The sequence below is a fragment of the Ureibacillus acetophenoni genome (genome assembly GCF_900220965.1).
Taxonomy (GTDB): domain Bacteria; phylum Bacillota; class Bacilli; order Bacillales_A; family Planococcaceae; genus Ureibacillus; species Ureibacillus acetophenoni.
Genome location: NZ_OBQC01000001.1, coordinates 219,160 through 245,018, shown reverse-complemented (window position 1 = coordinate 245,018; position 25,859 = coordinate 219,160). Strand labels below are relative to the sequence as shown.

Sequence of the window (25,859 nt, the reverse complement as noted above, 5' to 3'; positions counted from 1 at the left end):
GAAAAACTGCACCTCCAATTGTTAGATGGTGTCTAACAATTGGGGTGCAGTTCATGGGGTAGGTTTTTTTTAAAAATAAAAAAACTGAGAACAAAAAGTCCCCAGTTCCTGTAAAATTTATATTTCGTTCACGATTACCCCGTTTTCACCTACTTCTTTATAAGCACGATGATCAATAGCACCCGCTACTCCTTCGAATGGAATGTGACGACGAATGCCTGCTGTCACAAAGTTTTTCGCTAACACAACGGCTTCTGTAGTGGACATCCCCTTTGCTAATCCAGCTGTTATCGCAGCAGAATAAGAACAACCTGCACCATTTGTATGAATTGTTTCAATACGCGGCGCTTCAAGATGAATCATTTTTACTCCATCATACAAAACATCCACTGCTGGACCGCCCAACCTCCCGCCTTTTACTAAAACTTTTTTCGATCCTAACTCTAATAAATCTCGCGCTGCATCTTGTAAATCCGAAACCGTCTCAATCTTTCGCTCACCAAGCAGGAATGATGCTTCAGGCATATTCGGGGTAATGATAGTTGCCTGAGGGATTAATTTCGTCTTTAACGAATCCATCGCATCAGGCTTCAGTAGTGCAGAGCCAATTTTGCCGAACATGACTGGATCGACGACGATATTTTTAAGTGGATGTTCTTCCAACCATGACGCAACAAATTCAATTATTTCTCTTGTAAATAACATACCTGTTTTCACAGAGTCCAAATGAAATTGATCAAAAATGGTATGCAGTTGAGCCTCGATTACATCCATTGATTGCGTGAAAATGCCTTGTTTTATTTCTGGATGGTTAGCAACAAATGCGGTAATAGCAGTCGTTCCAAACACACCGAGCTCTTGAAATGTTTTTAAGTCCGCTTGAATCCCTGCCCCACCTCGAGCAGCCGACCCAGCAATGGTACAAGCGTAAGCGATTGTCATAGTAATTCTCCTTTATTGAACGACGAATAATGGGATATATGTAAATAAATAAATTTAAACATATTTAGGGCATTGTGAAAAGAATTAGGTTAATAAAGTTAATTAAGGTCAGTACAAAAAAAGAATCCATTCATTTAAAATGGATTCTCAAATTATCGGTGATTTAATTCCGACTATTCGCTATAGCAGTTCCAATAGCATATGAAGTCATGTGTCCTGCCCAAATAATAGAAATTAACCAAAATGCAAGGAGCTCTTTAAATACTGCAAGGGATAAAAACCAGCATATAAAAATGACAACTACAGAACCCATCCAACCATAAGAACGCCCTAAATGATCGTTATAAACAAATCGCTCATCATGCTGTTTTTTCTTTTTTACTAACTTTCTTGGAATAATAAACGAGCTAATAACAAACACCCCTAAAATAATCCAGAAAACTAATTGCACCCAAAAATTATTGAAATCCATTTATTTTTCCTCCCCTTCGAAAATAAAAACATCTTCAATCCGACATTGAAACACCTTTGCAATTTTGTACGCCAACATGATGGACGGGTTATACCGTCCCTTTTCCAGTGAAATAATGGTCTGTCTTGATACTTCTAACCGTTCAGCGAGTTCATCTTGAGTCAAATCAAAAACGGTTCGCAAATCTTTGATGCGATTCTGCACCTTCTCACCCCTCAACCCCAAAATGTAAAGTTAACTTTACGTAAAGTATACTTTACATTTAAATGAAATGTCAAGTAGGCTTTACATTTTATTATCAAATTTTCAGAATTGTTTGTGTAGCTTGTTTGTGTACCTGGCACCCGAAATATTCTGAATTGTTCCGGAATTGTTTGTGTACCTGGCACCCGAAATATTCTGAATTGTTCCGGAATTGTTTGTGTACCTGTCACCGGAAATATTCTGAATTGTTCCAGAATTGTGTGTGTACCTGGTACCCGAAATAAGTATTTACTTACTTGGTGAATGTGAATCTCGGGAAAAGAAGAGTAAATATAAAAGGTTAGAGCTTAATATTAGAAAAAATCAATGTGTTATTAGAAAATTTGCATAGGTTATTAGAAAAAATAGAATGGTTATTAGAATCTAACCTATTTTTAAACTCTCGTGACTCTAATATTAGAAAAAATTGAGCTGTTTTTAGAAATTTTCCTTAAGTTATTAGAAAAAATGAATAGTTATTAGAATCCTGACAAAATAAAAATGGTGCCAGTTCCATCAAAAGAACTTGGCACCACCTTATTATTTGGAGAATTCCAATATCTCTCTTTCAATATGTTCAAAAATCGAATCATCCTGATTAATCAACCCAATATAAAACTTGCACTTCGGTTCAGTTCCTGATGGACGGGCGCAAATCCAAGAGCCGTCTTCAAGAATGAACTTCAGTACGTTCGATTTTGGTAACTCGATTTCCTCCTCTGTTCCATCAGCAAGCGTCGCAATTCCTGTTTTGTAGTCCTCAACACGAGTGACACGTAATCCCGCAATTTCCTTAGGTGCTGACTCACGAAGGTTCGTCATAATCGCTCCAATCTTTTGCTGACCTTCCATTCCTTCGAACGTCAATGAAATCAATCTTTCGCGGTATTGACCGTATTGTTCATATAATGCATCTAATACTTCTAGCAAAGATTTACCTTCATTTTTATAATAAGCCGCCATTTCAGCAGTTAATAAAGCAATTTGAACCGCATCTTTATCGCGAACAAAGTCACCAGCTAAATAGCCGTAGCTTTCTTCATAGCCAAACAGGAACGTATGCTCACCTGTTTTCTCAAAACGAGCCATTTGTTCAGCAATAAATTTAAAGCCCGTCAACGTATTGATCACCGTAACACCAAATGACTCCGCGATCGCAGCACCCATTTCAGATGTCACAATCGTTTTCACCATCGCTCCGTTACTTGGCAAGGTCCCGTTCTCTTTTTTCGTGGATAATAAATAATGAAGAAGCATCGCGCCAAGTTGATTGCCCGTTAATAGCTTGTAACTCCCGCCATCTCGAACCGCAACTCCAAGACGATCCGCATCTGGATCCGTTGCAAGCAACAACTCTGCTCCAACGCGCTCCCCTAACTCAATCGCCAAACCAAAAGCAGCTTTTTCTTCTGGGTTAGGATACGAAACAGTAGGAAACGCGCCATCTTGAACAGCTTGCTCTTCCACTACATGGATGTTCGTAAATCCAGCTTCCTGCAGTCCACGTAAAGTTGGCACAAGTCCCGAACCGTGCAACGGAGTGTACACAATGTTCAAATCCTTCTCGATATCCTTGCGTTGCATTAATGACATTAAAGCCCCATTATAAGCATCATCAATTTTATCCAACACTTCTGTACATAATCCTGAAGCCAGCAACTCATCTTTCCCCATAGAAGGCACTTCAAAGATATCCTCTACTGACTCCATATGCGCCACAATTTCATCCGCGAATTCCGGTGTTAACTGGGCACCATCTTCCCCATACACTTTAAACCCGTTATATTGTTTCGGGTTATGACTCGCAGTGATCACAACTCCGGCAACTGCATACAGATAACGCACTGCAAAGGACAGCTCAGGTGTTGGGCGACTCTCTTTAAATATGTATGATTGGATGCCATGACGGGCTAACACTCCAGCCGTTTCATAAGCAAACTCTTGAGAGAAATGACGCGTATCGTAGGCAATGACTACACCGCGCACTTTCGCAGCTTCCCCTTGGCCCTCGATTTGACGAGCAAGCCCTTCAGCAACCAATCGAATAGTATGGTAATTAATACGATTCGTTCCAGCACCAAGAAGACCGCGCATACCACCCGTCCCGAAAGGCACGGTTTGGTAAAAGCGATCTTCAATATCCTCTGTTCGATCTAAAATAGATTCTAACTCCGACTTATATATTACATCTGCACGTTCAAGCCACGTTGCATACAAATTACTCATGAATATTCACCACATTTTCCTTTAATAGCTCTAACATTTTCTTTTTATATGCTTCCACGCCAGGTTGGTCAAATGGATTCACCTCAAGTAAGTTCGCACTGATGACACAAGCCTTCATAAAGAAGAACATTAAATAACCAACATGGTAAGCATCTAGTTTCGGAATACATATTTTCATAACCGGCACGCCGCCTTCTTCATGGGCAAGGACAACACCATCTTTAGATGTTGCGTTAATTTCATTCATTGAACGGCCAGCCAAATAATTCAGTCCGTCCAAATCGTTTAACATAAACGGCACTTCTATATCCTCTTCAATTTCATCGAAATGAATTAAAGTTTCAAATAAAATCCGGCTACCTTCTTGAATGAATTGTCCAATCGCATGTAAATCTGTTGAAAACGTTACTGTTGTTGGATAAAGGCCTTTATGCTCTTTTCCTTCACTTTCACCAAATAACTGTTTCCACCATTCATGAAGCTTTCTTAAACGAGGCTCAAAGGATGCAAGCAACTCCAATGAATAGCCGCGGCTATAAAGATCAAAGCGCGCCAAAGCATATTGATAAGCAGCGTTCGATTGAATATCTACATTATCAAAGTCGCTTTCCGCATTCTTCGCCCCATCTAAAAAGGCTTGAATATCAATTCCACTCGCAGCAATTGGTAGTAACCCAGCCGCAGTAAAAACAGAATAGCGTCCCCCTACTTCAGTAGGAATGACAAACTGACGGTATCCGCACTGTTCTGCCATTTGTTTTAAAATGCCTTTATGTGCATCCGTTGTGACTAGAATACGATTACTTGCTTCAGTACCGTAACGATTCTCCATATATTCCTTCACGATACGGAACGCAAGGGCTGGTTCCATTGTTGAACCTGATTTGGATACGACATTTACATAAACACTTTTATTTTCTAAATAAGTGATTAACTGCTTTAAATATGCCCCACTCATGTTATTGCCGGCATAAATCACTTCTACTCCGTTATTTGTACGGAAGTAGGGTGTTAACGCGTCAATAACCGCACGAGCCCCAAGAAAAGACCCCCCTACCCCGATTACAAGCAACACATTGGCATTTTCCCGAATCTCCTCGGCCACTTGTTGAATCGCAAATAGTTCGTCCATCGAGCAATCAACATAATGCTTCATATCTGGAACTTCAACCATATTAAATTGCTCAGGGTTTTTTGGATAATCAAATTTCAGCATTAATCTACTCCTAAAAAATGCTTGCCCAGATAAATAGAGCAAGCAATATTTTTATTTCTGTGCAACCAACCAACGACGATGGATTCCCCCTCACTGATGGAAGTTTCACTTTATTACTAATAACTAATATAGTTATAAACGATAGATAAATATCTTTCAATAACAAAGTTTACCACTACATTACAAATGTAATCGCAGCGACCATAACGCCACTTATCAATCGTAATAACATGGGACTACGCCATATTTCCTACAATTCTTCTTTAATAAATGTATGCAGGTAACTACGTAATCTTTCCTGTAAATCTTCACGTTCTAGCGCAAATTCAATTGTCGCCTGGATAAAACCGAATTTACTACCAATATCATAAAGCTTACCGACCACGTCTTGTGCAACAATGCGCTCGCTATGATTTAATAATTCAATCGCATCCGTTAATTGAATCTCGCCACCAACACCAGGTCTTGTTGCTTCTAACGCTTTGAATATATTGGGTGTTAATACATAACGACCCATAATTGCAAGGTTAGAAGGTGCTTCTTCCGCTCTTGGCTTTTCTACGAATCCCTGAACTTCAATTGGTTTACCTTTTTCAATTCCGTTTGCCGGATTGATAACACCATATTGATTTACTAAATTCATTGGCACTTCTTGAACACCAATGACAGAAGCTTGTTCTTTTTCATATGTTTCAATTAATTGGGCTAATGCAGGTTTTTCAGCATTTAATACAATATCTCCAAGAAGAACAGCAAATGGCTCATCGCCAATAAAACGATGCGCACAATAAATGGCATCCCCTAAACCCTTTTGTTCCTTTTGACGGATGTAATGGATGTTCGCAAGATTTGTGATCTCTTGAATTTCATGTAAGTCATCCCATTTTCCTTTTTTCGCAAGTAACTCTTCCAGTTCATACGTTTTATCGAAATGGTCTTCAATGGCACGTTTGTTACGACCACTAATAATGATAATATCCTCGATCCCCGATTTAACTGCTTCTTCAACGATATATTGAATCGTAGGCTTGTCCACAATCGGTAACATTTCTTTCGGTTGGGCTTTTGTAACAGGAAGGAAACGTGTTCCTAAACCAGCTGCAGGAATAACCGCTTTTCGTACTTTTTTATTCATCTCAACAACTCCGATACGTAATAGAAATAATATATTTTATTGTACTACAGTATTTTGTTAAATTCGTAAAAATTATATAAATTAATACTAGCATAAAACTGGAAATCTTCAATCAATTATCCGAAATTTGGGATTTAATAGGAAAGAGTATATAAGAAAACCTCTAATAAGGAAGTCTTTCCTTATTAGAGGTTATGAATCGTTTATTGAGTTTCAATGAGTCCATACTTTCCATCTTTACGTTTATAAACAATGTTCGTCCCATTGGATTCTGCATCTGTGTAAATATAGAAGTCATGTCCAAGTAAATTCATTTGAAGGATCGCTTCTTCATCATCCATTGGTTTTAAGCTAAATTGCTTAGTACGAACAATTGTGAATTCTTCTTCATCATTTGTTGTTTCTGGAGCAGTTCCGTTCGCTGCATAGAAAATGCCTACGCCTTCACGTTCACGGAATTTGCGGTTCACTTTCGTTTTATGTTTGCGAATTTGTCGTTCTAACTTATCGACGATTAAGTCTATTGCAGCATACATGTCATTATGACGTTCTTCTGCACGGAGTGTTACGTTTTTCATTGGGATGGTAACTTCCACTTTATTTTGCTTGTCGTTGTAAACTTTCAGATTGACATTGGCTTTAGCTTCAAAATCTTCGCCAAAGTAACGCTCAATTTTCTCAATCTTGCTTTCAACGTACTCGCGTATCGCTGGAGTTACCTCAATGTTTTCACCACGAATGTTAAATTTAATCATGTAAACTCCTCCTTTTAATCAAATGCACCTTGGCGAATTAGCCGCCCAGATCTTATCTAGTAAGCCCAATAGAATAGAATCTACTGTATCCGCCCGAGGCTTAATTCCATTCAGTTATAGTGTAACCAAATGAAATGGTTTCCCTTCGCAATAAGGCCAACTAATTTCGAATTGTAAAATTCTTGTTAAAGATGTTAGCCCTTAGTAAATATATTCTCCATAGTGTAAGGAATATCCTGCCTATCTTGTCGAAATCTTTACATACTTAACAACAAATTTTGCAAGGTGTGTGGATGTTTGATTTCGGAATAAAAGCGGGTAAGCAAAAGTTGCTGTTCGCACGCTTTCGCTTTAGGTAAGCGCTATCATTATTTCTTAAGCACTTCTTTTCTTCTACGCTGTTTCATCTCATTGATGATTAAATCGACGATGTCAGGTTGGTCAATAATGTGAATTCCATATTGCTTCCCTTGTCCAAAAGGCTTTGTCCAAACAACCTCACCAAGTGCACGAATAGTTGTCACATCAAGAACGAATTCAATCTCAAGTTGGACCGGCTGAACTTCATCCTCTCCAATTTCGACATTCGAATATATTTTTATACCTCTCGGGCTCTGATCGAGAATTTCACAGGGATGGCTATTTTTGTGATTAATTTGATCAACTTGTCCATCCTTATTAACTATAACGAAATTCGCCTTGATTGGTTCATTAAACACAAAACGAAATCCTTCTTGTCGCTTAAATTTCATAGTCATTACCTCCCAATATTTGGGCGTATTTCTTACTTTCATTATCGACCTTTAGGGGTGGAAAGTCGAATGAAATCGCTGGTTTGGGTTGTGAATTTTGTGGGGATGTTCAAGGATTTGTAAAAAATGTTTTGGGGAGATCTCAGGGAGTATGTGTGGCTAATAAAATGGAGTTCTGTGGATTACCGATTTTGAGATACGACATATTCAAAGTTATGTGAAATTGCGCATAATTATTAATATGTCGTATGTGGATTTCGCCAATGGGAGGATTTTAATTAATAAAATTCATTCATTAAATTAATAGCGAAATATAAAAAGCTCTGTAAACGATTTTCGTCTACAGAGCCGTTCAATTAGATTTGTTGCATGTTGCCGTATTGTTGTTGACGAGTGATTTGGATTACTTGCTTCCAAGTGTCGCGGAATTCTGTTGATAGGCCAATTACTTCGTCGATGATTTCAGTATCATTTTTAATGTTAGCTTCAATTAGTCTGCGGTTCATATAGTCGTATAATGAAAGCATTTGTTTTGCCACTTCTTCATCTAATTTTAAAGTAACCATCAATTCAATAATGATGTTTTGTGCCTTTTGTATATTTGTATTCTTTTCTACGATGTTATTTTCTTCAATCGCTTTTTTAGATTTCAGTAAGAATTTAATACATCCATTATATAACATTAATGTAAGTTCACCTGGAGAAGCTGTTGTGACGCTATTTTGTTGATAAGCGTTATATGCTGCATTGTGTGTTACCATTATTAGTACTCCTTTTTGAATAATGAAAGTGACTTCTAAATAACAGTCAATGATTCATCTATTTTTTCTTATCGTAATATCTTCCATCCATTGTGCGAACAGAATCATAGGGATTAATATATTTTTTTTCCTTATTTTTAGCCTTTTGCAATGTTTTCATATCACTCTTTACTGCTTCCATAACAATGTCCAGTCTTTCGCGAATACCTTTATCTAATTCAATAAGCATCGAGTGTAATTTAGTTTCTGGCTCTATTTGAAATCCCTCGTTGTGAAGAATCTCAAGTACATTCCCACGTTCATTCAATTGTCGGTTTACTTCTTCAATAAATTTATCTCGTTCCTCACTTCTAGGAACTGATTCTAATTGTTGAAAAAGTTTTGCGGATATTTGGAGTAATTTTTGCTCGTTATCCATTGTTGCGAACTCCAATCTATTGATAGAATGATCCCATTAACATAGTAGATTGCTGGTTAGCTTTATTAATCATTTGTTCCATAGCACCAAATTGTCTCCAATAGCGATCTTCTATTTCAACTAGTTTGTCTTGCCATGTGTCGATTCGTTTGTTTACATCTCTTAGATAACTTCCTAGAGTAAATTGAGTCTCATTCATAGAAGCTCGGCCAGCTCGCTCCACAATTTTCGATTCAATTACATCAATCTCCCCACGAAGCTTTCTTAAAAAACCTCGTGTATCAGCTGTTTTTGTCTCTCCATTAACTGTGATACCAGCTTCTTTTTCACCATCAAATGTAAATAATTTTAAGACTGAATCAGGATCTTCATTTAAAGCATCTCTTAGTTTTTGATCATCTATTTCTAATGTACCACCTGAAAGATAATCTTTTGAAGTAGTAATACCAACGCTAAAAAGCGTATTAAATTTTATATTCGCAATGGCGGGATTTGATTGATAGATTAAGTTTCTCATTGAAGAAATACCTTCACGAATAGTTGAATCTCCTCGAAGTAAACCACTTTTAGCTTTTTCTTCCCAAAGCTCAATTTCTTTATCTTCCATTTCTTTTCTTTGTAGTGTTGTCAATGGCTTATAGTCACGATACTTTGTTTCATTCGTTAAATTGTTTAAATCCGTTATCAGTCCGTTATACGTTTGTACGAACTCCTTAATTTTATCAATCATTTCGTCTACGTTTGTTGATGAAGCAAGTGTAACAGTATTTTCTTTCATTTCGGTCACTGTGATCCGAGGTACTTCTGTGAAGCTATTAAACAATTCCTCTAATTGTTCATCAGTCATTGCATCTAACTCTTCTTTTGTCTTACCATCTGGTACTAAACCATTCTGGATATATAAATCTTTAAATATTTGGAAGCTAGAATTTTTCTGATTTTCAGCAACTGCTTTGTTAACAGAAGCAAGATTCATTTCATTTTCAGCAGTATTTAAAGTTACTTCTGCAGTTGCAATATTTTTAAAGCTTAATAATTGATCTTCACTTAAGGTGTCTAGTATATTTAGTTCCTCTACAGCCAATTTACCTAAATTATCTTTTAATGCCTTATTTTCAGGATTATTTAATATATGGTCTTCAGGTAAATTATCTAAAGGTGCATCACCTGATAAATCTAAATCAGCAAGAACTGTAATCTCATCAGGAGATAAATCCTTCAAAAATGTTTTGTTCAAATTAATGTATTTTGTTTCTAATATCGCTATTGGTCTTAAAGAATTATAGTTATCAACATTAAGCTCTTGCAAAGTTTTGAAAGCTTCTGGAGTTAAAGTTTTTAACTCATCTTTTAGCTCTTTTGGGATAATTTCATCAGAAATTGTTTCTAATCCTGCTATAATACTTTCTTGGCTTGTTGAATCTATATTTGCTAAAACGGTACTAATAGTATCATGGTCAAGCTTTGCTAAAAGATCCGGTCTTCCTAGTTTAGTCCATATTGTTTGTATATCTGTAGGTACGTATTTAGTTAAAAAGTTATCATTATATGCTTTAGTGTAATCTGATTGTGCTGATTGAAAAGCTTCTGATTTTGTATCATAAATGCTAGATTTTGAATCATAGTTCTCCTTAGTAAACTTATAGTCATTAAAAGCATCTTTAAGCGTTGCATTAATAGTAGCTTGTGAATTAAAAGTATCTTTTAACGTAACGTTATATCCTGAAATAGTAAATGTATTTGTTGATCGTTCTGTAGCAATTCCATTTACTTGGAACACTGCATTTGTACCCTTTTTAGTAAAAATATTATTCGGGTCAAATCCAAATGCCTGAAATACTTCACTGCCATTCCCAATTACCACTTCTTCGCTATTTTTCACATCACCGGTATTTGTAGAGGTAATTGATAAACGTCCATTTTCAAATATTGCTGTGACACCTGCATTACTACTATTTAATTTGCTAACAAAATCACTAATATTCATAGAGCTTGTATATTCAATTTTTGTAGGTTTTGTCGCTAAAGACCCGTCCTTTTGTATAGCACGAATTTCGATATATTGTTTGTCACTTGCAGGTAAATTTCCACCTAGCAGTTGTCCCATAGTAGTCGTTCCTGTTGCATTAATTTGACTACTAATACCACGAGCGGCTGTTGCTAATTGGGAAACCCCTTCAATCGTTAATGTTCCAGAAGCTGCACTTGTTGCTTCTGCAGTGACAAAATTTGAATTAGAAGTAGTCGCGGTTTTAACACTCATTGATCTAATAAAATAATTATCCGCTAGAAAAGTATCAAATGTTTTTAACTTTGTATTTACTTCTCTATAGGCATCACGTTGCCATTCATAGGTTTGTTTTTTTTGCTCAAGTTTGTCCAAAGGCGCACGTTCTGTCATCATTAGTTTCTCAACCAAACTATCAATATCCATTCCAGAAGCTAATCCGCCAATTCGCATCGTTGTCATTGTATTACACCCACATTTTCTTTAAATTTTTTCGTCAACAATCATTCCAGCTAATTTTTGCATTTCATAGAAAGCATCTAACAGTTTTTTAGGTGGAATTTCTCTCACAACTTCTTCTGTAATAGAATTAACTAGCTGAACAAAATACTGTTCCAGTCCTTCGTGAAAAACAAACTTTAATTCTTTCTCGTATATTTGAAATAGTTCATTGACTGAGTCAACTGCCTTTTGAAGCATGTCTTTGGACATTTCTTGTTGGCTCTCTTTATTTGTATGATTTATAACTTCTACATTAGTTGGCTTAACAGCTTTGTCTTCTTTCTCATTTATTTTCGTTAAAACTACTTTTTCAATTGAATGGCTATGAACACGCATAAATAATCCTCCAAACAATAAGTATGTTATTCTATATATCGGTTAAATAAAATTAGTTTTTACAAGCATATAGTAGGATGAAAATAAATATCTATGACAATAGTAAGATTTGACCCAACAAGTTATAGTTAAAGCAGCAGTTTTACTCGATTATGTTCTGTATATCACTGGGCTGGGCTTAAACCAGTTAATATTGTTTTAATAATTCGTTCTTCTTATGTTTCAGAATAAATTCCTAATATCTTTAGCATTGCAGCAATTATCTGCACACTGGTTCTAGGTATTTCTTGAAAATTCATAGAAATCTCCAAAAAAAGAGGAAAAACACCGAACAACCATACAATATCTATTTCGCTTCAAAGTTATTACCTACATTTATTTAGATATTGCATGCTTAATCTGTATATTTCCAGGGTAAGTGTTTTTAGTACAATTTATATGTTTTTTATTAATTTATGGAAAACCCCAAAAAATAATTTTGCCATTATACAAATCTGAAATTGCCTCCAATTAAATATTTTCAATTCCAGTACATTTCAATTATGTGATGATTTCTACCAACTTTTGTATAAGAATCGGTATACTAGTTAGTCGGTTTAAACGGTTTCTCGCGAACATACGAACCGTGTTTTATAAGAATGCCAATGTAACTTTTTTCTTAAGCAATATATTTATCCTAAAACCTTAAGAATATTTACACTTGTTCTTTAATCTGAATACTCTTTCTTCTATTGTTGAATAAGTTTACCTGTCGTTTATCTGCAGCATCAATTAGATTTTTAAATTCTAATCCTTATTCTAGTTCAAATACCACTGTTACTTTCTAAAAAGACACCGGGATTCTCCAATAAAGTTTAACTATAAAAAGACTTTTAATAATATAAGACGGATTATTCATTTCGAACTCAAATTGTAACATTTTGATAATAAGATTCTGAAGTTAATAATTTGGAATTTTGATTTCTTATCAAATAATTTTCAGGATAATATACCAACTGATTATTCTTAAACAACAATAAATTTAAAATAAATTCTATGCATTTTAAAAAATACCCCAATAGTTAAACTTTCCATCTAACTTTTGAGGTTCAGCACTAAATATGTGATTTTTAATCATTATTTAATATTTGTTAATCTATTGAAATAGGTTTTAGGAAATAGTAAGGCTCCAAGACCTACTTCTAATTTATATTACGGCAAAATTTAACTTTATTTTACAATTATTATTTTCACCTAAGATCATTTAAACCTAGTCAATTCAATGAAACTGGAATGAGTTTCTACTATAAATATTTAAATAAAGATTATTTCTTATAGTGAATTCGGATTATATTTCATTACATCTGGTAAAAATACCTCAATCAATTCTATAGTCAAATTACTAAAAGTAGGAAGAAGCAAATTATTCAATATATTATTAGCTTCATCAATATGATTAATTTCAATATAATATAATATTTTATCTAAATATTCTTTAATAATTGACATTTGTGAGAATATTAATTTATTCGAGATAATAGGATAATATATATTTATAATATTAGCAACTTTATTATAAGCATTTATAATATCTAAAATAATTAATTTATTATTAATATTAGATTTTAAACTAATTACACTTTCGAATATTTTCTCCAATAATCTTATCGCCTTTTCAAGAATTATTTTATAATCTTCATGACTAATAATATTCGCAGTTAATTCTAGATTGGGCTCATAAACATGTATCGGCCTTAACCTAGTATCACAATATAATTCGAATCCTGCGTTTATTGCTGACCTACAAAATGGTACATCTTCTCCTTTTGGGTCATATGCATACCCAACTCCGGATTCAATAACTTCCCTCTTAATAAGATAAACAGCTCCTGTCATATCAACAGGTATGATTCCTTCAGGTACTGGAGATACGTGATTCTGATTTATGTAAATATTGTGTGCACTGCCACTTGGTATATTACTAATAATCATGGATACAATGTCTTTATCATCTTCCAGTAATTTGCGTAATGAACCATCTGGGATTATTATGTCAGTATCGATAGAAAAGAAGTATTCACAATCACTTTTAAGAAACTCTTCTAATAATAAATTACGAAGTATTGCTAAATTTTTTTTAGAATATTCACCTCTATTACTTCCGAACTCTTTTCCGAAGTTCTTCTGTATAAAGTTAACTCTATTTTCTTCTAATACTTCTATTGTGTTATCATCACAATCATTAACTATAAAGCACGTTTCCATTTTAACATTTTGTTGTAACAACGATTCAAAAAATCTTGGTAGAATCCATGCTCTGTTCCGTACGGGAGCGCCTACAAATACTTTTGGCTCTATTACGGAACTTAAGTTTAATTTTTCTAATTCATCTTTTTTTGAGTAAATTACAAGTAATTGCTTACCATTCCAATAGGGGTTAGGGGTATCCTTAAAATTTATTACTTTATGATAACATAAGAAAAAATCATCTATTACCATTGGAAATGAATTATAATTAAAACTAGATTCATGTTCTTTATCACGGTTTACTTCATTTTCTTGGAAAGGTATTAATATTATTAAAAAATTATTTGTAATTTCTGTAAGGTACCTTGTTATATGTAACGGATTTTTGAAGTGTTCTAAAGTATTAGAAGAAATAATAACATCAAAATTTTGTTTAACCCTTAATATATCTTGACATTCAAAATCTATATGAGGGTATTTTTTTTTTGCCTTTTTTATTGCCTCTTCTGAAAAGTCAATTCCTGTTAATAGATTACTTGTAAAGTATTCACTAATTTTATTAACTCCATCCCCTAAGGCACAACCAATATCACAAATAGACATTTTTTCATATTTAATCCTATTCTTTATTTTAACTGGTAAGTTTTTTAATAAAACTTCATAAAAGAATGTTGTCTGCTCTGGCCCTCTATTCAGTTCCCACTTAGTTTCAAATTTGGTATTCCAATATTGTATAGAATTCACACTGTAATCACTGGACATACTTTTCCTCCTTATTTTGCAAATCAATATAAAAAGAGAGTCTAGCAAGACTCTCTTTAACTTCATAACGTAGTAAATGAAAAATACGCACTGTAGTTAGTAATAAATTAACGTAGTAGTTGAAGTACCCCTTGTGGCTGTTGATTAGCTTGAGCAAGCATGGCTTGGGCAGCTTGAGAAAGAATAGAGTTTTTAGTTTGTTCCATCATTTCTTTTGCCATATCAACATCACGAATACGAGATTCTGCAGCAGTTAAATTTTCTGCAGATGTACCAAGGTTATTAATTGTATGCTCTAAACGGTTTTGATAAGCTCCAAGTTTAGAACGTTCCCCTGAAACCTGCTCAATTGCATTATTTATAGATGTAATAGCTTTTTCTGCTTTTGAAGCGCTAGATACATCAACAGCACTACCTTCTGTGTCTCTTACCCCTAGAGCACGAGCGCCCATGTCACCTATTGAAATATCCATTGTTTGGTCTTCATTTGCTCCAATGTGCATTGATAAAGATTGATCTGATTTTGATACAGTTACACTAATTTCATCATTAGCGTTGAAAGCAACATTTGCCATTTGAATCTCAACACCATCAATTAAATTATTCACTTTTGATCCTGCAGCAGCTGCTACCGAGTCATTTGTTACAGCATCGCTACCAACAGTTAAAATTGCATCTCCAGCGTTTGCAGCAACTGAAGTTTGTGTGAATTCTAACGCAGTATTAAAGGCAGTTCTATCAGATCCAGAAGAAGATACTGCAGTAATACTTACGTCTGTAATTGCATTCTCTCTACCAGTAGCACCAGTAATTCTTAATGCACCAGAGTTTATATCTGCTGTACCTCTTGAACCTAACTCTGTATTAATTGTATCAATTACATTTTGGAAAGTTTCTGTACTAGCATCTGTTATTTTATACTCTAGATTTACATCTTCTCCACCAACATTCATGGAGATTTTAATTGTATCACCGTTTTGTAAACCAAGATTTGTATCACCTGCATTATTCCGTAAGTCTCCTAATGCAATCGCTCCAGTAGCAGCAGCAGGTGTCGTTGCGCTATCTTTTAAAGCAGTAGATGATGTAATTGTAGCTTGATCGGCGTTAGCCACTGAAACAACTTCAATAGTTGAAGTACCTATAGATGCAAATGATTTAACATTTACCCCTGCTACAGCTGTACCACTTGTATTAGTATAGTAACCATTTTTTGCACTTTCAGATAAAGAACCATCAATTAACTTTTTAGTGTTGAACTCAGTTGTACTAGAAATTCTATCAATTTCATCTGCTAATTGATTAATTTCTTTTTGTAATTCAGTTCGGTCTTTGTCATTATTAGTATCATTAGATGATTGCACTGCTAATTCACGCATACGTTGAAGAATTGAGTGAGTTTCGTTTAAAGCACCTTCAGCAGTTTGGATTAGAGAGATACCATCTTGAGCGTTTTTAGAAGCCATGTCTAAACCACGGATTTGTCCACGCATTTTTTCAGAGATCGCTAAACCAGCAGCGTCATCTCCAGCACGATTGATTCGTAAACCTGAAGATAATTTTTCCATTGATTTAGATTGTGCACCAGCTGCGCTATTTAATTGGCGGTATGTGTTAAGAGCCGCAATATTGTGATTAATTCTCATTTTTAGTTCCTCCTTGGAATTTACCGCTCACTTCCTTGTGAGCTTTTGTTTTTTTGTATGTACAAGAAAATCGAGCCGGCCGAACTCTATTTCCTGCTTACATAGATAATATCGGCATGACTCGATTTAGTTTAATAGTTTTATAAACTTTTTTTGTGGAATTTCGACTTATTTTTTTGTGTTTTTTAATAGTTCCAGATTTTTCACCACTGATTCTAGATTGGAGTTTGAAATATCCTGTCGAAGTTCACCTCTAACTACTTCAATACTTCTAGGTGCACGAATACCAACCTTTACTTGTTCACCTTTTACTTCAGAGATAAATATTTCAACGTCTTCTCCAATCCATATCGTTTCGCCAACTTTACGAGAAAGTACTAGCATATGCTCACCCCTTTACACTTTCAAAAGGGAGTTTTTGTCGAATATCATATTTTTCACTATCTAGGATCACTTGTTTTGCCTTATTATTTTTTGTATTCAACACAATAGGTGCTTTTAAATTAACCGTTGATTTTGCTAATGTTTCTTTTAATGAGACAATGGCAAAGACAGCAACTTCACTTTCGTCTGTAATTTCTAATGCATGAACTGTTGCCTCATCAATATCAAAATTGTAATTCGTTGTGACTGCATAGGGACTCGTAATGATAAATGCAAGTCCTTCTGTTTTTGTAGATTGAAGGATTTGGAATATACTATTTTCTTCTATTGGTAAACGCACAAAACAATTCTCTTCTTCAAAACCAGGGATTCCATGTTCAAAATGTAAAATTTCATTTGGATCTATTTCTATTTCACCCATATAAGCTGTTTTGATTTTCATTAGTAAATCTCCTTACTATTTATACTAACCAATCTATTTTTAGAGATGGATATTGTAGCATTTCCACATTTACTTTTCCTGTTGTATAGTTGTGGATCGGCCTGTTGATTGTTGAATTATTAATAACTTTCTGAGGTTTTACATCTATATCTACTTGAGCAGGTGCAAAATTCACTTTTACACTACCAGCTTGTGGAATAAATTTAATGTTTAAACTTGAATATGGTTGTCTACCCGAAAGTTTTGCCTGTTCCGCAATCGGATTACCGCCATTTTCTATCCTTACTAATTGCTGACCTTCTTGGGCCATTATAGCGATACCGTCTAAGGATTCTTGTAGACTCTTTTGTGCAATTTCTTTAGTACGGCTTATTGAACTTTTATAATCCATACTCTCTCTAGCAGCGTGGGAGTCTATAGTAAGTTTAGATTTAGTTGTGTTTATGGTTAGAATAGCAGCCGGTTGTTGCAAATCTAAGTTTGCTTTAGGTTGCTGTATTTCTTGAACAGGCTTTTGTATATTTAGACCAATTTGAGCTTTTGTGGACTCAATTTGCAGTTTGGGAATATTCAAAAGGTCTCCCTCCTTTGAAAGAAAGCGTTTGGAAATTAATCCAAACGCTTTTTACTATCTTAAAAAGTCTGTTAAAGTTGGTTGAATGATTCTCGCACCTACAGATAAAGCTGCACGGTGAATCGACTCTTGTGTAATCATTTCTGTAATAGTTTTTTCATAATCAATATCTTCATTTTCGGACATACGTTTTGTTGCAATGATTTCTTGAGATTGAAGACGAGCATCCATTAATTCCACTCGGTTTTGACGAGCTCCAATATCAGCACGAGTTGTTAATAATTCATTCATGTTTTCATCAATTTGACCAATGAAAGCTGATAGTTCAGAACCTGTTGCGGTAGAACCTTCACCCATTTTTTCATCAATTCTTCCAAACATGTCATCAATCTTTGTAAACAATTCAATTGGTGTTGTATTGATTTGCATATGGATACCGTCAAATACTTCTATTTCAATAGATTTTTTGAATGGTTCATTAACATTATCTGCATCAAAATCTTGGTATTTTCCGTTCTCTTTGTCATAAGGAGGCGTAGTTGTTCTTGTCCCACTAAAAATATATCGGTCACCAATTTTTGTATTTGAAAGATCTTGAATATGTTCTCTAAGTTGTTGAAGTTCTGAATTTATTTTCTCACGATCCTCAGGTGTAGTAGTATCACTAGATGCCTGGACCATCAATTCATTAGCACGTTGTAGAGTTGCACCAATTTTATCGAATGTGTCGTCTGTTGTATCCAGCCAGTTGTATGCTTCCCCAATATTGCGTGAAAATTGTTCCACATTGTTTAACTCTGTACGATAGCCTATGCCCTTCATAGCAACAACTGGGTCATCGGAAGGACGAGTTACTTTTTTTCCTGTTGTTATTTGATCTTGGATTTTACCCATTTTTGAATAACTATTTGATAAGTTTCGGAGCATGTTGCCCGAAAGCATAGATTGTGTTACGCGCATGGTCTACCTCCTACTATAATCCAACGCGGCCTAAGCCGTTAATGATTTTATCTAAAGTTTCATCAATCACTGTAATCATTCGTGCGTTGGCATTGTAAGCTTGTTGGAATGAAATCATGTTTGTCATTTCTTCATCGAGTGATACCGAACTAACGGAAGCGCGACGCTCAGTAACTGCTTGTTGAAGAACTTGAGCGTTATATTGTAATCTATTAGCTTGCTGGCCATCAACACCAAGTTGACCGATTAAACCTTCAAAATATGTTTGAACACTGACATTTTCTAACTCACTAATTTTAGTAAATTTAACATTCGCAAGGTTTAGTGCATTTTTTCCGTTTCCGGGCTCTGGGTTAGGGATGAAATTACCACTACCCGGAGGTTCTTCTATTTCTTGTGAGTCAGATGCAGCGATCAAATTAGGATTATCAATTATTTCTTGAGACACATAAATATTTTCAGCTGTAATGTTACCTAGCCCATTCTCTTTTATTACGAAGAATGGTAGACCTGTTACTCCATCTAAATCAGTACCTTTTTTATGTTGTTCATTAAATGCAGTTGCAAATTCTTTTGCCATTGTATTTAAGTTTTCAAGCATTTCAGGAAATAAACCACCTGCAATAGGAAGTCCGATTTCATTACTACCAGCAATGTAACCGTATGAATCTACTAATCCTCTAAATTTCCCAAGGCTACTAAACTCACTAATTTGATAATATTGCTTTGTACCGTCTGGCGCCCAATCGTTACTTAGAACAGTTTCAGATCCATCACCTTTTACAATATGTAATGTATTAATCATATTCGTTGGTGTAACACCATCATCTTCTGCACCATGGCTTAACCGAAGTTGTGCAAAATTCTTACCATCAACAAGTTTTACCTTTGAACCATTAAGCACTAGTGAAACAGTTACTGAACCTTCTGCAATATCTAAAGCATTTCCACCTGATTTTTCATTTTTAATTTCAATTGGGAAGTATGAAGAAAGTTGATCTAGTAAGTTATCACGTGCGTCATATAAATCGTTAGGCATGAATCCATTTGGTTCGACCGCGATAATTTGTTCATTGATACTAGCAATTTGTTCTAAAATTGAGTTTGTATCTTTTAATAGAATACCAATTTCTTCACCAGCATTGTCTTTTAATTGTTTAATAGAGTTATACATATAGTTGAATGAATCAGCTACAGCAATACCGCGTTGTACAACTACCGCACGGGCACCACCATCTTCTGGACGTACATTTAAATCTTGAAGAGAATTCCAAAATTCATCCATTGCTTTTGCAAGGCCGTAGTCTGATGGTTCATTTAGAATATCTTCCATTTGTGTAATAGATTGAGATCTTGCTTCCCAATAACCGAGTTTGTTGGATTCTTGCCTAAATTGTTTATCGACAAAACTATCTCGGATACGTTCAACTGCAGAAGCTTGTACACCTGTACCAATAAATCCTGCTGTTTTTGGAGCATTTAAACCTACGCCAGGGTATCCTAAAGTCGGTTCCATGTTCACTCGCTGACGAGAGTACCCTGCTGTGTTGGCATTTGAGATGTTATGTCCAGTTGTATATAAAGCGCTTTGTTGTGTGAAAAGGCCGCGCTTACTTGCTTCTAGTCCCATAAATGTGGAGCGCATGAGGTCTCCTCCTTTTTCGATGTTCCATTATGTAATAAAGTGTGCCTGTAATTAGAACAGCACACTTTTTTATGCTTGTGAATCAAAAATTGATCTTTTCGGTGCAGAGTTTTGCCCCTTCACTTGATTACCTGAGTAATTGATTTGTTCATTTTGTGGTCGTATCATTTCAAGCGACATATTCACAAATTGCAATGATTGATAAACCAGCTTTTGGTTTAAATCATTTTGACTTTTTAGTTCGCCAACTACTTGTACTAAGCGTTCGCGGACTTGTTGTAATAGTTCACGTTCGTTTTCTGTATGAGCAGCTTCGATTAAATCGGCTACAGTAGGGATGTCAGAGAAATCGATTCCTTTCGATTTTAGGTAGTCCGTTACCAAAACTTGACGCTGTTTTTCGATAGTTTCGATGGCTGCTACATGTGATTGTTCATTTTTTAGTATTTGGTCGAGTTCAACCATGTCGCCCTTTTTAATAACTTCTGTTTTTCGAAGAGCCAGTTCAAGCAAACTTCTATGCACTTTTTCAAGTTTTTCTAATGTATCGATGATTGTTTGTACTGACATTGGTTTGAACTCCTTTATGATTATCTTCGATAGTATTTCAGTATATCTTCTGCAACTTTGTGTGCATCAACTTTGTATTCACCTGATGCAATTTGTTCTTTTAGTTTTTGAACTTTTTCTGCACGCTCAGTATTAACCGTTGAGTTTACTTGCATTTCCTTTGCAGCTGAAGAAATTTCTATTTTATCGGCAAATGGTTTGCTTTCACTCGCAGCTTTCAATTTTTGCTGTTGTTTATTGTATGGATTTACATTATTTACGCCATATGAAGTGATTTTCACAATGAGGCCTCCCCTCAAATTCTTTACTATTATTTATTTCGGTCAATTCACAAAAAAGTTAATAAGAAAATGAAAAAAATCATTTACAAATATAAAAAAACTTACAAATCAGCATGAACCACTTTCCAATTGTTTAATCAATGAAAGTATCTGGCCAAATTGTAAGCGATTTATTTAATTGTCTTTTCTATCAGCTAAATATGTAGCCTTTTCGCGTCTTTTAATATCTTCCCTAAATTCCTTAGCAGCTTCAAATGTTCTTAAATCTGATTTAAGATCATCGGTACAATTTTGGCATAACTTCCCTTTATTCGTTAAACGACCACAGTTATCACATGGATATCCTAAGTTCGGGAATACTGCAGGATGTAAACGACCTTTACGCACCCATTTGTATAAAAGTTCTTCCTGTACTCCAGTAGCTTCCACAATACGTTCAACTGTTGCCGCACGATTTTCACGTTTTCTAAGGAATCTATAAACGATTTGATACATATCTTCTTCATTTTGTGCACACTTATGACAAATGTCTCTTATACCTGTGTAGTTAAAAAACTCACCACAGCTTGGACAATTTCGAATTTCAGCCATTTGATTTCCCCCGATTTTATTTAAATAAATTATCTCATTTTTTTATCTATTCAATTTGAATGCTACTATTGGAATTTTAAAAAGTAAATGAAGTTCACGATTTTTTAAGATTTGGCTAGCCTCTAATCAAAGTGAATGCCTTCACCGATTTGGCGCCCTCTTGAATTAACAAATTTTTAGCATGTTGAATAGTTGTTCCAGTAGTTATAATATCGTCCACGAGTAGGATTTCTTTATTTTTCATATCGACATTTTGCTTAAGTTTAAATAATTGCGGTGTATTGAGACGTTCATCACGTGATTTTTCGCCTTGTGTTTCAGTTGTAATCTTTTCAAGATATTGTTTAAAGGAGAGGTCTGCGGCTTTTAAAAGCTCATCGATATGTGCAAAGGTACGTTCTTTCAGTTTTTCGGGATGTATCGGAATTGGCACAATCGTTTCACGTCGTTTATATAGATGTTTTCTGATTTGATTGCGAAAAACTTTCGCGAGGATCACATCGTGCATAAATTTATATCTGTGGAGGTAGTCTTTCATTTTGTCGTTGTATTGATAAAGCGAAATAATTTCGTGTGAATCACTTTCTGTGACTGGTTCTAATTCACCTTCACAATCAGAACAAATCGTATCTGGGTAATCACTTCCCAACAACGATTTCCACGTCACATTTTCATTTAATGGCGTACCACATAACAAACAATTGTAAATTTCCTTTTTCATTAGCCACTACTCCCAAATCCCATTTTATTTAGTCTCATAATTTCATTTCTTGCTTCGTCCATTTCAGTCGTGATTCCATGATGGAAATAAACGATATCCCCTTGTGGAAAATTCACATTCCTTCCAACGCGACCGCTGATTTGAATAAGAGCACTGGATGTAAATATTTTTGATTCGGCACCTACAACTGCAACTTGTACGTTTTTTATTGTTACACCCCGTTCAAGAATGGTTGTTGTCAGCAGTCCTGGGATTTCTTCATTGCGAAGCTTCATCACTTTTTCTTTACGATCTGCATCTTCTGCATAGACGCTCAATATATTTGGATGAATATTTTCAAATAACGTGATCGCTGTTTTCATTAATTGAATTGTTGGGAAGAAAATTAAAAAAGGCTCTTTGTTTTGTAGTCGTTGTTTCGTCCATTGTAGTAATTTCGGTGGGATGGAGCCTTTTTCAAAAGGTTTGTTGTAATTCCATAATGATTGGAAGCGTGGTACTGGAAGTGGATGACCATGGAATCTTCTTGGAATGAAAGATACTCCCCAGTTTTCTTTTTTAGTTCTGTTAAGGATTTTGGCTGATGGTGTTGCGGTAACAAATACAGTTGGCGCGTTAGGTTTTCGAGCTTTGATGACTGCTTTTTGTAGTGATTCATCGAAAGTATATGGAAATGCATCCGCCTCATCGACAATAACCACATCAAATGCGTTTTCGAATCGGTATAGTTGGTGGGTTGTAGTAATGACAAGTTCTGCGAAGCCAGGTTGCTGCGGTGAGCCACCGTATAATGCGTGAATGGTGGTATTTGGGAACACTTTTTGAAACCGCGGAAATAATTCGAGCACCACATCGGTTCTTGGTGTTGCAATGCAAACCCGATTGCCCCGGTTTAATGCATAATGAACGGCCGGGAATAAAATCTCAGTTTTCCCTGCTCCACAGACCGCGTGAACCAAATGGTTACGATTTTGTTCGAGGCTTTGAATTAATTCATTTGCCGCTTTTTGCTGAAGTTCAGTAAATTGGCCAGCCCAATCTAAAACTTTGTTCCGCTTTTGCTTTGGCTTAGGTCCTTTCCACAAAATGAGTTCCGTACAGCTACTCATCCTCCCCATATTGATACAATGCCTGCAATATACACATTTACTTTCGCACTTAGCACAATCAAACTCTATGAATTCTTGCTGATTGGAATTGTGGCATCGATTACATATGTAGCGCTTCCTTTTGAAGGGTCCAAATGAGGTGTTCTTAATTGAGATGGCTGATCTTAATTTAAAATAGCCTCTCTCAATATACTTCTCTATTTTTTCTTGCGGAAATGGTGTATGGTTCCTAGTCCAAATACGACCTGAGAAAAAATCCCGAACTTGTGGTTCGACTATGATGCTTTTGTAAGTTATATAGTTGCTTGTTTTTATTAGTTTAAATCTCAAAGTTCACCCTCCAACATTTTATATTTAAGTTACTTTTATTGGACAATCTAGCTAGTTTTCTAACCTCTTTTGTCTCATATAATGCTTCTACGCGACAGTTCTACTATTTTTCCATCCCCTTTTGTCTCATAGAACGCTTCTACGCGGGACAGTTCAACCAATTTTCCAACCCCTTTTGTCTCATAGATCGCTTCTACGGGACAGTTCAACCAATTTTCCAGCTCCTTTTGTCTCATAGAACGCTTCTACGGGACAGTTCAACCAATTTTCCAACCCCTTTTGTCTCATAGATCGCTTCTACGAGACAGTTCAACCAATTTTCCAGCTCCTTTTGTCTCATAGAACGGTTCTACGGGACAGTTCAACTTATTTTCCAGCCTCTTTTGTCTCATAGATCGCTTCCACGGGACAGTTCAACTTATTTTCCAACGCCTTTTGTCTCATAGAATGCTTCTACGGGACAATTCAACTTATTTTCCAGCCTCTTTTGTCTCATAGATCGCTTCTACGGGACAATTCAACCAATTTTCCAATTCCTTTTGTCTCATAGAACGCTTCTACGGGACAGTTCAACCAATTTTCCATCCCCTTTTGTCTCATAGAACGGTTCTACGGGACAATTCAACCTATTTTCTAGCCTCTTTTGTCTCATACATCGCTTCTACGAGACAGTTCAACCAATTTTCCAGCTCCTTTTGTCTCATAGAACGCTTCTACGGGACAGTTCAATCAATTGTCCAACTTCTTTTGTCTTATTGAACTCCTACTATTGCTGTGCAACCATTCTTATTTCTCCTTTTAGTAATAAATAAAGCTTATTAAATACAAAAAACCCCTGTTTTAACAACAGAGGCTTTGTTCTATAAATTTTATAATATAATTGCATTTTAATTAGGGAAAAATTAAATAAATCCTTAACTAGTTCTTCTCTACCCAAGTCAATCCAAGTGATCCTTCACCTAAATGCGTACCGATTACTGGACCGAAGTAGCTTAAATGGAAATCTACGTTTGGATATTTGGCAGCAAGTTCATTCATCCACGCTTTGCCTTCTGCTTCAGCGTTTGCATGAATGACAACGCCTTCTAAACGTTCATAGTTTTTAGTGTCTTCGGCTAAAAGTTCTTCAACGCGTTTTAAAGCTTTTTTCTTTGTACGGATTTTTTCGAAAGGAACGATTACTTTATTTTCAAAGTTTAGGACTGGTTTGATTTGTAATAGTCCACCTACGATTGCAGCTGCAGACGAAAGACGTCCACCTCGTTGTAAGTGTGATAAGTCGTCTACAACGAAATAGGCTTTCGTTTTAGTTTTTAAATCTTCAAGCTTGGCTAGAATTTCTTCCACAGAAGCGCCGTTTTTCGCCATCTCACTTGCTTTTTTTGCGTAAAACGCTTGTGGTGCACAAGAAATTTCGCTGTCAAAGGCATAAACTTCAATACCTTCGACCATTTCCCCAGCTTGTACAGCTCCTTGGTAAGTTCCGCTAATTCCACTTGATAGATGAATTGAAATGACATCATCATGGTCTTTTGCAAGTGCTTCATAAAGTTCCACAAACTTTCCAACAGCTGGCTGCGTTGTTTTTGGGAACACTTTTGCTTTTTTCACTTTATTGTAAAATTCAGTTGTTGAGATTTCGACCTCTTCCTCAAAAGCGCCTTCTTCAAGTGTTACGCTTAAAGGTATGACATGAATGTTATATTTTTCTCTTTCCTCATGCGTTAAATACGCTGTACTATCGGTTACGACCGCAATTTTCATTAATTTCACCACTCCCCTTGGTAATAGTTTACATGACAAATGTCATGTTGTGAACTTTTAATATATCTTAAATTGATAATAGTTTTTTC

Annotated in this window: 25 protein-coding genes; all 25 read right to left on the bottom strand. The window is 35.5% G+C overall.

All coding sequences use genetic code 11. The features are described 5' to 3' along the window. Window positions 1-117 precede the first annotated feature (117 nt). Window positions 118-942, bottom strand: a complete 825-nt coding sequence (gene thiD / locus CRO45_RS01015) for a bifunctional hydroxymethylpyrimidine kinase/phosphomethylpyrimidine kinase (protein ID WP_097147765.1) — start codon at window positions 940-942, stop codon at window positions 118-120. Between the two features lie 163 nt (window positions 943-1,105). Beyond that, window positions 1,106-1,414 (bottom strand): DUF3796 domain-containing protein, encoded by a 309-nt coding sequence (locus CRO45_RS01010; protein ID WP_097147764.1) that lies wholly within the window; start codon window positions 1,412-1,414, stop codon window positions 1,106-1,108. Continuing rightward, entirely contained in the window at window positions 1,415-1,618 is a 204-nt protein-coding gene (locus CRO45_RS01005) for a helix-turn-helix transcriptional regulator (protein ID WP_097147763.1), read from the bottom strand. Between the two features lie 579 nt (window positions 1,619-2,197). Further along, window positions 2,198-3,883, bottom strand: coding sequence for a phospho-sugar mutase (locus CRO45_RS01000; RefSeq protein WP_097147762.1), 1,686 nt, complete (start codon window positions 3,881-3,883; stop codon window positions 2,198-2,200). After that, window positions 3,876-5,099: a glucose-6-phosphate isomerase gene (locus tag CRO45_RS00995; RefSeq protein ID WP_097147761.1), complete on the bottom strand. Its 1,224-nt coding sequence runs from the start codon at window positions 5,097-5,099 to the stop codon at window positions 3,876-3,878. The genes CRO45_RS01000 and CRO45_RS00995 overlap by 8 nt, the downstream gene beginning before the upstream one ends. A 250-nt stretch (window positions 5,100-5,349) precedes the next feature. Then, the gene (gene galU, locus CRO45_RS00990; protein WP_097147760.1) at window positions 5,350-6,234 is read right to left on the bottom strand and encodes a UTP--glucose-1-phosphate uridylyltransferase GalU; all 885 of its coding nucleotides are present in this window, start codon (window positions 6,232-6,234) and stop codon (window positions 5,350-5,352) included. Between the two features lie 203 nt (window positions 6,235-6,437). Further along, window positions 6,438-6,989 (bottom strand): ribosome hibernation-promoting factor, HPF/YfiA family, encoded by a 552-nt coding sequence (hpf, locus tag CRO45_RS00985; protein WP_097147759.1) that lies wholly within the window; start codon window positions 6,987-6,989, stop codon window positions 6,438-6,440. Between the two features lie 368 nt (window positions 6,990-7,357). Then, window positions 7,358-7,741 (bottom strand): PilZ domain-containing protein, encoded by a 384-nt coding sequence (locus CRO45_RS00980; RefSeq protein ID WP_097147758.1) that lies wholly within the window; start codon window positions 7,739-7,741, stop codon window positions 7,358-7,360. 356 nt (window positions 7,742-8,097) lie between these two features. Then, on the bottom strand, window positions 8,098-8,502 hold the full coding sequence (gene fliS / locus CRO45_RS00975) for a flagellar export chaperone FliS (RefSeq protein ID WP_097147757.1): 405 nt from the start codon (window positions 8,500-8,502) through the stop codon (window positions 8,098-8,100). A gap of 58 nt (window positions 8,503-8,560) precedes the next feature. Further along, window positions 8,561-8,920: a flagellar protein FliT gene (locus tag CRO45_RS00970; RefSeq protein WP_097147756.1), complete on the bottom strand. Its 360-nt coding sequence runs from the start codon at window positions 8,918-8,920 to the stop codon at window positions 8,561-8,563. Between the two features lie 16 nt (window positions 8,921-8,936). Then, complete coding sequence (gene fliD / locus CRO45_RS00965) at window positions 8,937-11,390, bottom strand: flagellar filament capping protein FliD (RefSeq protein ID WP_097147755.1); 2,454 nt, start codon at window positions 11,388-11,390, stop codon at window positions 8,937-8,939. Window positions 11,391-11,411: 21 nt separating this feature from the next. Next, complete coding sequence (locus tag CRO45_RS00960; RefSeq protein WP_097147754.1) at window positions 11,412-11,765, bottom strand: flagellar protein FlaG; 354 nt, start codon at window positions 11,763-11,765, stop codon at window positions 11,412-11,414. 1,311 nt (window positions 11,766-13,076) lie between these two features. Continuing rightward, a complete protein-coding gene (locus tag CRO45_RS00955) occupies window positions 13,077-14,753 on the bottom strand; it encodes a methyltransferase domain-containing protein (RefSeq protein WP_170949374.1) in 1,677 nt (558 codons plus the stop codon). A gap of 107 nt (window positions 14,754-14,860) precedes the next feature. Beyond that, window positions 14,861-16,399, bottom strand: coding sequence for a flagellin N-terminal helical domain-containing protein (locus tag CRO45_RS00950; protein WP_097147752.1), 1,539 nt, complete (start codon window positions 16,397-16,399; stop codon window positions 14,861-14,863). A gap of 168 nt (window positions 16,400-16,567) precedes the next feature. Next, on the bottom strand, window positions 16,568-16,783 hold the full coding sequence (csrA, locus tag CRO45_RS00945; protein WP_097147751.1) for a carbon storage regulator CsrA: 216 nt from the start codon (window positions 16,781-16,783) through the stop codon (window positions 16,568-16,570). A 4-nt stretch (window positions 16,784-16,787) separates the two neighbouring features. Beyond that, window positions 16,788-17,225 carry a flagellar assembly protein FliW gene (fliW, locus tag CRO45_RS00940; protein ID WP_097147750.1) on the bottom strand — a complete coding sequence of 146 codons (438 nt, stop codon included), beginning with the start codon at window positions 17,223-17,225 and terminating at the stop codon, window positions 16,788-16,790. A gap of 19 nt (window positions 17,226-17,244) precedes the next feature. Next, window positions 17,245-17,799 (bottom strand): DUF6470 family protein, encoded by a 555-nt coding sequence (locus CRO45_RS00935; protein ID WP_097147749.1) that lies wholly within the window; start codon window positions 17,797-17,799, stop codon window positions 17,245-17,247. Window positions 17,800-17,853: 54 nt separating this feature from the next. Next, window positions 17,854-18,759 carry a flagellar hook-associated protein FlgL gene (gene flgL / locus CRO45_RS00930; protein WP_097147748.1) on the bottom strand — a complete coding sequence of 302 codons (906 nt, stop codon included), beginning with the start codon at window positions 18,757-18,759 and terminating at the stop codon, window positions 17,854-17,856. Window positions 18,760-18,772: 13 nt separating this feature from the next. After that, window positions 18,773-20,404 (bottom strand): flagellar hook-associated protein FlgK, encoded by a 1,632-nt coding sequence (flgK, locus tag CRO45_RS00925; protein ID WP_097147747.1) that lies wholly within the window; start codon window positions 20,402-20,404, stop codon window positions 18,773-18,775. 69 nt (window positions 20,405-20,473) lie between these two features. Continuing rightward, entirely contained in the window at window positions 20,474-20,974 is a 501-nt protein-coding gene (locus CRO45_RS00920) for a flagellar protein FlgN (protein ID WP_097147746.1), read from the bottom strand. Window positions 20,975-20,994: 20 nt separating this feature from the next. Further along, window positions 20,995-21,255 (bottom strand): flagellar biosynthesis anti-sigma factor FlgM, encoded by a 261-nt coding sequence (gene flgM, locus CRO45_RS00915; RefSeq protein ID WP_097147745.1) that lies wholly within the window; start codon window positions 21,253-21,255, stop codon window positions 20,995-20,997. Between the two features lie 174 nt (window positions 21,256-21,429). Then, window positions 21,430-21,846 (bottom strand): TIGR03826 family flagellar region protein, encoded by a 417-nt coding sequence (locus tag CRO45_RS00910; protein ID WP_097147744.1) that lies wholly within the window; start codon window positions 21,844-21,846, stop codon window positions 21,430-21,432. Window positions 21,847-21,961: 115 nt separating this feature from the next. Beyond that, window positions 21,962-22,567 (bottom strand): ComF family protein, encoded by a 606-nt coding sequence (locus CRO45_RS00905; RefSeq protein WP_097147743.1) that lies wholly within the window; start codon window positions 22,565-22,567, stop codon window positions 21,962-21,964. After that, the gene (locus CRO45_RS00900; RefSeq protein ID WP_328588568.1) at window positions 22,567-23,676 is read right to left on the bottom strand and encodes a DEAD/DEAH box helicase; all 1,110 of its coding nucleotides are present in this window, start codon (window positions 23,674-23,676) and stop codon (window positions 22,567-22,569) included. Before CRO45_RS00900 ends, CRO45_RS00905 begins: the two co-directional genes overlap by 1 nt. 1,248 nt (window positions 23,677-24,924) lie before the next feature. Continuing rightward, window positions 24,925-25,770, bottom strand: coding sequence for a DegV family protein (locus CRO45_RS00895; RefSeq protein ID WP_097147742.1), 846 nt, complete (start codon window positions 25,768-25,770; stop codon window positions 24,925-24,927). Window positions 25,771-25,859: the final 89 nt, after the last annotated feature.